This is a genomic window from Comamonas sp. w2-DMI (assembly GCF_040187735.1).
Taxonomy (GTDB): domain Bacteria; phylum Pseudomonadota; class Gammaproteobacteria; order Burkholderiales; family Burkholderiaceae_C; genus Comamonas; species Comamonas terrae.
Genome location: NZ_JBANEL010000007.1, coordinates 154,320 through 166,900, shown reverse-complemented (window position 1 = coordinate 166,900; position 12,581 = coordinate 154,320). Strand labels below are relative to the sequence as shown.

Below are 12,581 nucleotides of genomic sequence, written 5' to 3'. Positions count from 1 at the left end.
CTGCGGGGCGGCGCGGCCGGCGCAGGCCCTTGCTCGCTGTCCCTGGTGGAGTGCAACACCCCCAGAGGATTTCCCCCTTTTTTTCCAGGAGACCGCCATGCTGCTGTCCACCCATCCGAATCTGCAGGCCTGCGACGATTTCTACGAAGCCCTGATCGCCACGCATCAGGGGCTTGAAACCGCGCAGAGCCATGCCCTCAATGCCCGCCTCGTGCTGCTGCTGGCCAACCATATCGGCCATCAGGGCACCTTGCTGCATGCGCTCGAACTGGCCCGCGGCAGTGCAGGACTCGCGCCTGCCTGCGCGGACCCGGCCGAGCGCGGCGCCGTGACGCCGGTGGCCCCGGTGCACGCGGCCGCCTGAACCCGCGCGCCGCTGCCCGTGCGGCGGCCTGCCATCCCCACAAAGGCGCCCACGCCCAAGCCAAGGGCGCCGCATACAAAACGGAGACAAGGATGCAACGCAAGCAGTTTCTGGCCACTCTGGCCTGCTCGGCCTTTAGTGCCGTCATACCCGCCGGCATGCCCGCTGCCTGGGCCCAGGACAAGCCGCTCGAATGGGTGGTCGGCTATGCGGCCGGCGGCGGCTCGGACGTGGTCGCGCGCGTGATCGCCGAGTCCATGGGGCAGCACCTGGGCCGCGTCATCGTCATCAACAACAAGCCTGGCGCCGGCACCAATATCGCGGCCGAATACAGCGCCCGCTCGCGCGATTACGGCAACCTGATGTTCACGGCCGATTTCGCGACGCTGGCGGCCAATCCCTTTCTGTTCAGCAAGCTCAACTACAACGCCGAGCGCGACTTCAAGCCCGTGGGCATGCTGGTGCGCTTTCCCATGCTGCTGGTGGTCAACAACGACGTGCCGGCTTCCAGCCTGACGGAGTTCGTCGCCTGGGCCCGGCAGCAGAAAGCAGGCGTGAGCTGGGGGTCGGCCGGACTGGGCAGCCCCCACCACCTGGTCGGAGAGCTGTTCCGCGAACAGGCAGGCCTTGCCAACATGACCCATGTGCCCTATCGCGGCGCGGCGCCGGCCGTGCAGGACGTGATCGGCGGCCAGATTCCGGCCATGTGGGTCGACAGCGCCACCATCATTCCCTTCCTCGGCGAAAAGAAGGTGAAAGCCATCGGCGTGGCCAGTCCCGCGCGCGTCTCCGTGCTGCCCCAGGTCGCCACGCTGCAGGAGCAAGGCCTCAAGGGCTTCGAAGGCTATGCCTGGCAGGGTGTCGTCGTGCCTGTGGGCAGCTCCGACGAGGTGGTGAAGCGATTCAGCCAGTCGCTGCAGCATGCCCTGGCCGACACCCGCACCAAGGCGCGGCTTGCGGCCATGGGCGTGGAGCCCATGCCCGGCAGCGCGCAGCAGATGGGCGAGTTCGTGCGCGGCGAGCGCGGCAAGTGGGGCCGCGTGATCGCGGCCAACCACATCAAGCTGGATTGAAGGCTGCCGAGCCCGGGGAACGGTGATCCTGCAGGCGGGCGGCGCAACGGGGTACGGGATATCGTTTCCCGACATGCAGGCAGGCCCCGGGCATGGCAGACTGCGGCCATGCCCGCGCCCACCTTTCTCGTTGCCGACGACCATCCGCTGTTCCGCACAGCGCTGATACAGGTGCTGCGCGAGCGCTTTGCACAGATGCGCACGGTGGAGGCCGCGAGCGCGGCCACCCTGGGCACCGCACTGCAGGAGCATCCCGAGGTGGAGCTGGTGCTGCTGGACCTGGCCATGCCGGGCGCGCGCGGCTTTTCCTCGCTGCTGCATGTGCGCGGCGAATACCCCGAGATACCGGTGGTGGTGGTTTCGTCCAACGAGCACCCGCGCGTGATCCGCCGTGCCCAGCAGTTCGGCGCGGCCGGCTTCATCCCCAAGTCGGCGCCGGCCGAGGACATGGCGCTGGCGATAGAGACGGTGCTCGACGGCGGCAGCTGGTTCCCGCCCATGGCCGCCGAACGCTCCGAGGCCGACGCGGCGCTGGCGGCCAAGCTGGCCCAGCTCACGCCGCAGCAGTTCCGCGTGCTGCTGTGCATTGCCGACGGCCTGCTCAACAAGCAGATCGCCCACGAGCTGGGCCTGGCCGAAAACACAGTCAAGGTGCATGTGACGGCGATTCTAAAAAAGCTCGAGTGCTACAGCCGCACCCAGGCCGCGGTGCTGGTCAAGAGCCTGGAGCCGGAAAGCACGGCTTAAGGGTTCCGCGAGGCCTGCTCGCCTGGGCATCCATGCATGCATCCCAGGCCATCGCATGCGCCGGGCGCCCATCCCCGTTTCCGCCCGCTTCGGGCCATCCATCTTGACGCGGAACAAGCCGGCTTGCGAAGCGGGAAATCCAAACCCTGCCTGTGTTGATTGCTCCTGGTCAATGGGCAGGGAGGGATGTGCTTTGAGTGGAAAGCACGGCATGAGTTCGGTTTCTCTCATGTAAACCCTGATGCACAAAAAACAGTTTGGTGCAATAAATTGATTAAAGCTAATAAAAATCAATTTTTAAAAGGGAGAAACTATCGTGTACAAAATCGCGCACGCTCATTGGTTTCAGGCTTCCGTGCTGGGTGCTTCTCTCCTTCTGGCGTCATGTGGGGGCGGGGGCGACAGCTCCCCCTCGGCCGGAAATGGCGGCGGCACCGGAGGGAATGGCACTCCTATCGGCGGCAACCCCGGGGGCGGCAGTCCCGGAGGAGGCAATACCGGGGGGGGAAACGCCTGTCACTGCATCGCCTTTTGTACCCAGCGCCGAAGACCTGCCCCATGAGCGTCTCGCGGCCATGTACCTTGAATACGGTAATCCGGTCGATGGCAACTCCGCGCTGCCGCCCTCGCTGCTGACACTGAATGTGGAATACCAGGACACCGCCGCACCCAAGAAAGGGCCTTATCTGAAGTCCGACAAGAGCTGCGACAGCACGCTGACCACGCCGCCGGCCGACAGCTATCCGGGCGGAAAGGTCCTGTTGAGTACGGTCAATCTTGACGAAGATGGAAATGACGGCTGCGTGCCTGAAATCAAGGTCAAGATCACCAGCAACGACGGCAATATCGTCGCAGCAGACGCAAAGATGCGTGTGCGCGGCAGCAGCACGCGGGAGGCCGAACAGAAGTCTTATCGCATCAAACTCGACAAGGCGGCGCCGCCCTGGTTCGGTGAACAGACCTTGCAGTTCAACAAGCACCCCTGGGATCTCACCCGGGTTCGCAACAAGCTGGCCTTCGACCTCATGCGGCTGGTTCCGTATCACGAGAGTCTGCGCACCCAGTTCACCCAGATCAAATACAGCGAAGCCGTCACTGCTGTGCCCTACGGCAACCAAGGCGATATGGGCCTGTTCACCCACGTGGAAAAAATGGGTGACAGCTATCTGGCGCGGCGTGGCTGGGTCGCCGGGTCCAATGTCTACAAGGCAGAGGATTTCAGCTTTGACAGAACCGACGGGCTGCTGGCGACCACGACTCCCGATACGGATGTCACCGGGTTTGAGAAGCTGCTTTCCCTGGAGTCGGATTCAGGAGACCACCACGCGATCATCGATGTTGTGAAGGCATTGGGAAAGGATGAGGAGCAGGCTCCTTTTGCCGATACCTTTGCCCATTACTTCAACCGTAACAACTATCTGGCCTGGTTCGCGACGACCATCCTGCTGGGCAACCACGACACGGTCAACCAGAACTTCGGTCTCTATCAACCCAAGGGAACGGAGAAGTTCTACTTCCTGCCCTGGGACTACGATGGAGCGCTGGGCTCTTATGACCAGCCGGGAGTGAGTTACATCGATACGGAAATCATGACGGGCATCGGGAACTGGTGGAATGTGCCCTTGCATCAGCGTTTCCTCTCCAATCGCAAGAATCTTGCGGACCTCAAGGCGGCTGTCGAGGAAATCCGAAACAAGTACCTGACAGATGCGAATGTCAAGAAATTGCTGGACAGCTATTACCCCGTGGTCAAGCCTTTCATTGGCCGGGAGCCTGACATGTCCGGGCTGGCGAGCTACGGTGGCGATCCCAAGGTGCAGCAATGGGAAAAGGAGTTCTGGCGTCTACAAAGTGTCATAGGCGTGAATTACCAAAAATTCCTGGATAGCCTGAAGCGTCCAGTGCCTTTCTGGGTCGGCGTCACCTCGGATCAAAAGTTGAGCTGGGACTGGCCTGCGCCGTTCCATCCGGAGGGCAAGCCTTTAACGTATCGAGTGCAGATCGCTGCCGTGACGGCCGATGCCTTCAAGGTCGGTGCTCCTGTGGTGAAAGACGTTTCGGCTGCAGACAAGACGTCCATCGACCTGAGTGCCCTGACCTCGGGTCTGAGCGGCAACTATCTGGTGCGTGTCAAAGCCAGCGATCCCGATGGGAACTGGATGTACAACTTTGACCAATCCAACGTCGGAAATGCCGTTGTATTCGGTGCCGTTTGCCTGAAGCTGCCCAGCGGCGAAGATTGCTGATCGGCCAGTGCAGCTCCGGATACCCCGCTGGCGCCAAAAAGTGCCAGCGGGGTTTTGCATGCCGTCGCTTGGCGTTTTCTGCGAAAACGCCGTTGGTTTGCGTATGTCACCGTAGAGTGCATGCGATGGCTTTCAATGCGTCATAGTCCTCAGCAGCATCTGGCTGATCAGTGCCCTCAGGGCCGCAGGCCGCACCGGCTTGAGCAGAAAGCCCCAGGATTTCTCGGCGGCCTGGCGGCGCAGCGCGATGTTGTGCTCGGCCGTGACGAGGATGACCTGGGGCGACTGCTGCCAGCGCTCGCACAGCTGCGGATACAGGTCGGGACCATGGAAGTTCCCCATGCGCACATCCAGCAGCACGAGCTGCGGAGCCGTTTGCGGCGCGGCTGCGTCCAGGGCAGCCTGCGGGCCACCGGCGAACAGTACCTTGCAGCCCCAGCGCCGAAGCAGGGCGGCCGCGGCCTCGCAGCTGGGGGCATCGTCGTCGACATACCAGGCAGTGGCACCGAGCAAAGGCGCATCCTGGTCGGGTTCGCGGGCGATGGCGTCCGGAGCGCTTGGCGCCGCCTGCGGCGCGGCCGGGGCCAGCGGCACGCAGACCCAGAACACGCTGCCGCGGCCCAGCTGCGAGCGCAGCCCGATCTCATGGCCCAGCAGCCTGCCCAGGCGCTCCACGATGGCCAGGCCCAGGCCGGCGCCGCGGTCCTCGTCATGGCCTTCGCCGAGGCGGCGGAATTCCTCGAAGATCTCGCGCTGCAGGCTTTCGGGAATGCCCGGGCCCTGGTCGTGTACCTCGATGCGCAATTGGTCGCCCTGGCGCCGGCAGCCGATGAGCACGCGGCCTTTGGGCGTATAGCGTATGGCGTTGGACAGCAGGTTCTGCAGGATGCGGCGCAGCAGCGCTTCGTCGCTGCGGATGGCGTAGCGCGAGTCCACAGCGGTCAGGCGCAGGCCGCGGCTTTGCGCAATGATGCCGAAGTTGTGATGCATGACCTGCAGCAGCGGCCCCAGGGCGAAGTCCCGCACATGCACTTCGAGCTGGCCCGACTCCATGCGCGAGATGTCGAGCAGGCTGTTGAGAATGCCGTCCTGCGCGGCCAGGGCGCCGTCTATGCTCTCGGCCACGCGGCGGCCGGCATCGTCGTGCAGATGGCTGCGCAGCAGCGAGCTGAACATGCGCGCGGCGTTCAGCGGCTGCAGCAGGTCGTGCACGGCTGCGGCCACGAAGCGGGTCTTGTAGCGGTTGGCTTCCTCGGCCTCGTGCCGGGCCTGGTCCAGGTCGCGGGTCCGCTCGGCGATGCGCAGCTCCAGCGCGTCGGCCAGCGAGCGCAGCTCGCGCGCGGCGTTCTTGTAGCTGGTGATGTCGGCATAGCTGGTCACGAAGCCGCCTTCGGGCAGCGGGTTGCCACGGATCTCGAGCACCGTGCCGTCGCTCTTGGCGCTTTCATGCAAGTGGGGCGTGCCTTTGCGCAGATGCGCGAGCCGGCGCGCAATCGCGTCCTCCGTGGGACCCGGGCCCAGCAGCCCGCGCCTGGCGTTGTGGCGGATCAGGTCCTCGATGGGCTGGCCCACGCGCATGAGTTCGGGCGGAAAGCGGAACAGCTCCACATAGCGCGAGTTCCATGCCACGAGCCGCAGCTCGCTGTCTATCACCACAACACCTTGTGGCAGATGCTGCAGGCTGCGCGACAGCCCCGTGTCCGCCTGCTTGGCGGCCTGAACGATGCCGTCCTGCGCGGTGCGCAGCTCCTGCGCATGCTGGTGCAGCACGGTTTCCAGTTCCTGGCGGCTGCGCTGGCGCAGGGCTGCCAGGCGCTGGCGCTGCCGCACGAACAGCACCAGCAGGGCAAGGGCCAGCCACAGGCCGGCCGCAGCAGCCGCGGCCCAGCGGCCCGCCACCGTGGTGGCTTGCGTGTTGTGCAGCAGATGCAGCTGCCAGTCGGTCTCGGCCAAGGGCTGGCTTCGCCAGAGAAAAGGTCCTGGCTCCGCCGGTTCGTCCAGCTGCACCAGCACGTCGCCCTCGCCGGCCTGCGCCGTGATGCGGTAGCGAGAGGGTTGCAGCGGCTGGTCGGCGTACTGGCGCGTGGCCTCCAGCTCCTGCTCGTCCTGGCGGGTCAGCGGATGCAGCAGGCGGTAGCGCCATTCGTCGCGGCTGGCGAGAAAGGTCACGCCATGGCGGTCCGAGGCCAGCACGATGTCGGGCGACTGGCGCCACTCGCGTTCCAGTTCCTGCAGGGCGATCTTGATCGCGATCAGCCCCGTGATGCGGTTGCGTTCGTCGCGTATGGCTTCGGACAGAAAGTAGCCGGGCAGGCCCGTGGTCATGCCGATGCCGTAAAAACGCCCGCTGCCCTGGGCCAGCGCCTGCTGCACATAGGGGCGGAAGCTGTAATCGACGCCGACGTTGCTGTGCGCATCGCGCCAGTTGCTGGCCGCCAGCGCGCGGCCGCTGAGGTCGAGCAGCGTCAGCGTGGACGACTGGCTGGCCCCGTTGGCCTGCTCGAGCTTGCGATTGAGCCTGTCCACCTCGTCCGGTGTCAGCGCATGGGTCAGGGCGGCGCGCAGTTCGGGGTCCAGCGCCAGCACTTCGGGCAGGGTGCGGTAGCGGTCTATGCGCTGTCCCAGGGCCTGGGCATAGAGCATGAGCTGGCGCTGCACGTTCTGGCTTTCTCCGTGCAGCGAGCGCTGGCGCGCCACCTGGCTGGCCAGCAGCATGCACGCCAGCATGCCTGCGGTCACGATCAGCAGGGTCCAGTACAGGCGTCGGCGTGGTGCAGGCATGGTCAGAGACAGGTGGAAAGAGGATTGAGAGGGTAGGTGATTACCCTTGGTTGAGGGGTGTTTTGCCTAGGGAGGACGCCTCTCTAATACCAATAGGTTATCGGCTGGCAAAGGCTTGCGCAGTACAAACCGAAACAACCCAGCACCACCGTGGTGCGAATCTGCGATTTGTTTTCGCCATCTGTTTCCATCGAGGCGCATCATGCAAGCCATCTCCCCCCAGGCCGCCCCGCACGAGCGGTTGCCGTTCTACCGCCACCTGTATTTCCAGGTGGTGCTCGCCATCGTCGCCGGCGTGCTGCTGGGCCACTTCGAGCCCGCCTACGGCGAGGCCATGAAACCGTTTGGCGATGCCTTCATCAAGCTGATCAAGATGATCATCGCGCCGGTGATCTTTCTGACCATCGTGACCGGTATTGCCGGCATGAGCCATCTGAGCACGGTGGGCCGTGTCTTCGGCAAGGCCATGGCCTATTTCCTGACCTTCTCCACCCTGGCGCTGGTCGTGGGCCTGATCGTCGCCAATGTGATGCAGCCGGGCTCCGGCATGCACATCAATGTGGCCGATCTGGACCAGACCGCCGTCAAGGGCTACGTGGCCAAGTCCCACGAGATGACGCTGACCGGTTTTGTGATGGACATCATTCCCAAGACCCTGATCAGTCCGTTCGTCGGCGACAACATCCTGCAGGTGCTGCTGGTGGCCGTGCTGTTCGGCGTTTCCCTGGCGCTGGCGGGCGAAACCGGCAAACCCGTGCTGAACTTCTTCGAAGCGCTGACCAAGCCCGTGTTCAAGCTGGTGAACATCGTGATGAAGGCGGCCCCCATCGGCGCATTCGGGGCCATGGCCTTCACCATCGGCAAGTTCGGCCTCGGATCGCTGGTCAACCTGGCCGAGCTGGTGATGACCTTCTACATCACCTCGGCACTGTTCGTGCTGGTAGTTCTGGGCGCCGTGGCCCATGCCTGCGGCTTCTCGGTGCTCAAGCTGATCCGCTACCTGAAGGATGAGCTGCTGCTGGTGCTGGGCACGTCCTCCTCCGAATCGGCCCTGCCTTCGCTGATGCAGAAGATGGAGCGTGCCGGCTGCAGCAAGTCCGTCGTGGGCCTGGTGGTTCCCACCGGCTATTCCTTCAACCTGGACGGCACCAACATCTACATGACGCTGGCAGCGCTGTTCATCGCCCAGGCAACCGACACGCATCTGACGTTGGGGCACCAGGTCGCGCTGTTGCTGGTGGCCATGCTGTCTTCCAAGGGCGCTGCCGGCGTGACGGGAGCAGGCTTCATCACTCTGGCGGCCACGCTGGCCGTGGTGCCCGAGGTGCCCGTGGCGGGCATGGCGCTGATCCTGGGCGTGGACCGCTTCATGTCCGAATGCCGCTCGCTGACCAACTTCATCGGCAATGCCGTGGCCACCGTGGTGGTGTCGCGCTGGGAGAATGCGCTGGACTACGAGCAGCTCAATGCGGCGCTGGATGGCCAGGTCGAGGATGCGAATGATCTGGCGTTGAAGATCTGAAGCCTTTGCCATCATGACTCCCATCAAGAAAGCCCCGCAATGCGGGGCTTTCTTGATGGGGTCGCATATTGCCGGGCGACGGATGCTATGGCTTTGCAAGCAGTTGCACAGGCGCTGCGGCCAGCAAATCGTGGGCGGCCAGTACGCGCAGCGTATCGCGGCCCAGTCGCCTGCTGCGTGGCAGAAAGCGCACGCAGCTCAGCTTTCTGACGGTGCGGACCAGTACCTGCTGCGCGTCGTCCGGCAGTCGTTGCACGAAAGCGGCCCAGTGCGTTTGTGCCTGTTTCATGGCGCCAGCCTGCTGCAGAAACAGTGCGGTGGACTGGGCATAGTTGAGCGCATCGCGCGCCATGCAGACGGCGCGCGGCAGGTGGGCGGCCGGGTCGTCCTCGAAGTCGATGAAGCCGATCACGCCGTCGGCGCAGCACACCATGTTGCGCGCTGCGGCCTGGCTCAGCACCTCGCCCCTGGTATGGACTTCGGCAATGGCCAGCAGGCCCTGGCGCCACAGCGCCAGCACGGCCTCGCTGCCCTGGGCGATGGCGTGTTCGATGGCATTGCTCAGCGAAGGCGCCTCCTGGCCGGGACGGCCCAGGTGGCGCATCACGAAAGCCGTCTCCGCGACTGCCAGCACCTGGGGTACGCGCAGGCCCGCAGCGGCGAAATTGCGCAGGCGCCGGACTTCGGTGCGTATGGTTTCTGCTCCGCCGGGATTGGGCACGGGCTCCAGCACCGGCAGGCGCAGCAGGCCGGCCAGAACATCGAGCAGACGGTAATGCCATCCGGGGTTGCCCGCGTTGGCCCGCTTGACCCACAGCGTCTCGCTTTCCAGGTCGTAGCGCATGATGCCGTGCGGCTGCGCCATGTGCGCGGCCAGAAAGGCGTCGTAGTCCACCACGGGCTGGGGCGGGTGTTCGGAAAGCGGGGGTGTGGAGGCGGCTGGCACGGCGAAAGCTGGAGACTGGAAAAAGCACGAGGGGCTGGGCGGCGAGGGCTACGATGCGCCCTCAGGTCCAGATGCCCTCGCGCGAAGGCGAAACCTGCGATTGTGCCTCCGCCGAATGGCCTGGCGCCGAAGGGCGCAGCATGGGCGGTTGCAGTGGCTGGAAACTGTGGGCGTCGGCCAGCGGCCAGTAGTTCTGGAACACCTTGTGCTGCCGGTCCAGCGGCCCCAGCAGCGAGCCGGGCTCCACGCGCAGCACCAGGTTGGACAGCAGGCTGACCTGGGTATCGTTCATGCGGCGCACGATATGGTGGGCCGTGATCTCGTTGGGATGCGTGAGGCCTGCGGCCTGGACCAGCTCCAGCAGCGCGTGCAGGGTGTTGCGGTGGAAGTTGGCCACGCGCGTGGCCTTGTCGGGCACGACCAGTGCCTGCTGGCGCACCGGGTCCTGCGTGGTCACGCCCGTGGGGCAGGTGCCGGTATGGCAGGTCTGGGCTTGGATGCAGCCCAGGGCCATCATGAAGCCTCGGCCCGAATTGCACCAGTCGGCGCCCAAGGCCATCATGCGCGCGATGTCGAAGGCAGTGATCACCTTGCCGGCCGCGCCGATCTTGATGCGCTCGCGCAGGTTGACGCCGATCAGCGTGTTGTGCACCAGCAGCAGGCCCTCCTGCAGCGGCACGCCCACATGGTCGACGAACTCGACGGGTGCTGCGCCCGTGCCGCCTTCGGCTCCGTCGACGACGATGAAGTCCGGCGTGATGCCGGTCTCCAGCATGGCCTTGACCATGGCGAACCATTCCCACGGATGGCCCACGCAGAACTTGAAGCCCGTGGGCTTGCCGCCCGACAGGCGCCGCAGCCGCGCGATGAAATGCATGAGTTCCACGGGCGTGGCAAAGGCGCTGTGGCTGGAAGGCGAAATGCAGTCCACGCCCACAGGCACGCCCCGGGCAGCTGCGATTTCAGGAGTGACCTTGGCTCCGGGCAGCACGCCGCCGTGGCCGGGCTTGGCGCCCTGGCTGAGCTTGATCTCGATCATCTTGACCTGGGGGCTGGTGGCGTTGGCGACAAATTTCTCCTCGCTGAACGTGCCGTCCGCATTGCGGCAGCCGAAATAGCCCGATGCCACTTCCCAGATCAGGTCGCCGCCGTGCACGCGGTGGTGCTCGGAAATCGATCCCTCGCCCGTGTCGTGGATGAAGCCGCCCATCCGGGCGCCCTGGTTCAGCGCCAGGATGGCATTGGCCGACAGCGCGCCGAAGCTCATGGCCGATATGTTGAAGACGCTGGCATGGTAGGGCTGGGTGCAGGGCTCCACCGAGGGCGACGGGCTGTCGGGCGAGCCGCCGATCCAGAGCCGGAAATCGTGCGAAGCCAGCTTGGTCGGCAGCATGGAGTGGTTGACCCATTCGTAGCCGTGCGCGCCGACATCGAGTTGCGTGCCGAACGGGCGGTTGTCCACCTGGCTCTTGGCGCGCTGGTAGACCAGGGAGCGCTGCGAGCGCGAGAAAGGCTGGGCTTCGGTGTCGCCCTCGATGAAGTACTGGCGGATTTCGGGCCGGATGTACTCGAAGAGAAAGCGCAAATGCCCGAGCAGGGGATAGTTGCGCAGCACGGCGTGCTGTCTCTGGCGCAGGTCCCACAGGCCGAGCAGCACCAGGATGGCCGAGGCCAGCAGCCACCACAGGCCCCGACCGTGTACCGCCGTCGTGTACAGCGATATCGCGCATACCGCTGCACAGATGAAGAACGCGCTGTAGCGCATGGGAAAGCTGTCTCTGAGACGCACCGGCAAACTCCTGCGATATTCCTGTGGCGGGGCATGTTGATGATCGGCCGCTAAACTGCCAGCCTCGACACCTGCATCCACTGCGCGATGCAGCGCCCCATCTTCGGCCCTGCGCCTGCTCTGTTGTTGGAGACGGACGCCGGACCATCATAAAAGCCTTCCTATGCAAGACAAAGCCACCCCCGATACCGAACTGCAAGCCGGCCTGGAACCTGCGCTCGACGCCGACCGCCTCGAAGAGCTGGACGATCTGCTCGACGACCTGCGCACGCGCGGCGAGGAAATCCCCCAGTGGGAGTTCTGCGACGGTTTCCTGACCGCCCTGGTCTGCACGCGCCGTCCCATTGGCCCGGAGGAATACCTGCCCATGCTGCTGGGCGATGGCGCCTCGCTCGAAGTCGCGCCCGGTGAGGCCCTGCCCACGCTGGAAGTCTTCAAGGACGAAGCCCAGCAGGCGCGCTTCCTGGAGCTGTTCGAGCTGCGCATGGCCGAGGCCCGAGCCCAGCTGGACGCCGACGTGAAGTCGCTGGAGGACGAGCGCGCCTTCCACCCCGAAGCCATGGACACGCGGGGCGCCATCCTGAGCCTGCCCGAAGAAGAGCGCGCCGAGGTCGAGGATGGCGAGATCCCCTCGTTCGGCCAGATCTGGGCGCTGGGCTTCATGTTCGTCGTGGAGAACTGGGCCGAGGAGTGGGCTGCGCCGCGCGACAAGGAGGCCGCCCAGTGGCTGGACGAAGCGCTGGACGCCATCGTGGCCCTGACCGAGGACGATACCGGCACGCCCACGATCTGCATGTACGACGAGGACGGCCCCGCCTCGACCAGCGAAGAGCGCGTCAACGCCTTCGGCGAAGCCATCTGGGCGCTGTACGACCTGCGCCGCATCTGGAAGAGCATGGGCCCGCGCCAGGAAACCATCGTCAAGGGCGAACAGCCCGGCCGCAACGACCCCTGCCCCTGCGGCAGCGGCAAGAAGTTCAAGAAGTGCCACGGAGGATGATATAGCCACCCCCTGAGCGGCTGCACCGCTCCCCCTGTAAGGGGCGACGTGCAACGGGACGACCTCCTCGCTGCGGGGCGGCCCCTGCTCGATGTCTCTGGCCTGGTGCGCGC

General features: G+C 65.1%; 9 protein-coding genes. 6 read left to right on the top strand and 3 right to left on the bottom strand.

The genetic code is table 11. The features are described from left to right. Positions 1-97 precede the first annotated feature (97 nt). From V8Z74_RS09945 to V8Z74_RS09930, 4 genes are all read left to right on the top strand, one after another. A complete protein-coding gene (locus V8Z74_RS09945) occupies positions 98-364 on the top strand; it encodes a DUF2783 domain-containing protein (RefSeq protein ID WP_349709059.1) in 267 nt (88 codons plus the stop codon). A gap of 92 nt (positions 365-456) precedes the next feature. Continuing rightward, positions 457-1,437: a Bug family tripartite tricarboxylate transporter substrate binding protein gene (locus V8Z74_RS09940; protein ID WP_066475519.1), complete on the top strand. Its 981-nt coding sequence runs from the start codon at positions 457-459 to the stop codon at positions 1,435-1,437. Between the two features lie 108 nt (positions 1,438-1,545). After that, complete coding sequence (locus tag V8Z74_RS09935; protein WP_349709057.1) at positions 1,546-2,184, top strand: response regulator; 639 nt, start codon at positions 1,546-1,548, stop codon at positions 2,182-2,184. 443 nt (positions 2,185-2,627) lie between these two features. After that, positions 2,628-4,430, top strand: coding sequence for a CotH kinase family protein (locus tag V8Z74_RS09930; RefSeq protein ID WP_349709056.1), 1,803 nt, complete (start codon positions 2,628-2,630; stop codon positions 4,428-4,430). A gap of 132 nt (positions 4,431-4,562) precedes the next feature. Here the strand turns inward: V8Z74_RS09930 and V8Z74_RS09925 are convergent, their stop codons facing one another. Further along, positions 4,563-7,211 carry a hybrid sensor histidine kinase/response regulator gene (locus V8Z74_RS09925; protein WP_349709054.1) on the bottom strand — a complete coding sequence of 883 codons (2,649 nt, stop codon included), beginning with the start codon at positions 7,209-7,211 and terminating at the stop codon, positions 4,563-4,565. A gap of 202 nt (positions 7,212-7,413) precedes the next feature. On the opposite strand from V8Z74_RS09925, the gene V8Z74_RS09920 reads away from it, so the two are divergent. Further along, positions 7,414-8,733: a dicarboxylate/amino acid:cation symporter gene (locus tag V8Z74_RS09920; protein WP_349709052.1), complete on the top strand. Its 1,320-nt coding sequence runs from the start codon at positions 7,414-7,416 to the stop codon at positions 8,731-8,733. Positions 8,734-8,818: 85 nt separating this feature from the next. Here the strand turns inward: V8Z74_RS09920 and V8Z74_RS09915 are convergent, their stop codons facing one another. Both V8Z74_RS09915 and V8Z74_RS09910 read right to left on the bottom strand, forming a co-directional pair. Next, complete coding sequence (locus V8Z74_RS09915; protein WP_349709120.1) at positions 8,819-9,598, bottom strand: RIO1 family regulatory kinase/ATPase domain-containing protein; 780 nt, start codon at positions 9,596-9,598, stop codon at positions 8,819-8,821. 142 nt (positions 9,599-9,740) lie between these two features. Then, positions 9,741-11,444 (bottom strand): FMN-binding glutamate synthase family protein, encoded by a 1,704-nt coding sequence (locus tag V8Z74_RS09910; protein ID WP_349709119.1) that lies wholly within the window; start codon positions 11,442-11,444, stop codon positions 9,741-9,743. Positions 11,445-11,631: 187 nt separating this feature from the next. Here V8Z74_RS09910 and V8Z74_RS09905 point away from each other — a divergent pair, with 187 nt between their 5' ends. After that, positions 11,632-12,468: a YecA/YgfB family protein gene (locus V8Z74_RS09905; protein ID WP_349709051.1), complete on the top strand. Its 837-nt coding sequence runs from the start codon at positions 11,632-11,634 to the stop codon at positions 12,466-12,468. Positions 12,469-12,581: the final 113 nt, after the last annotated feature.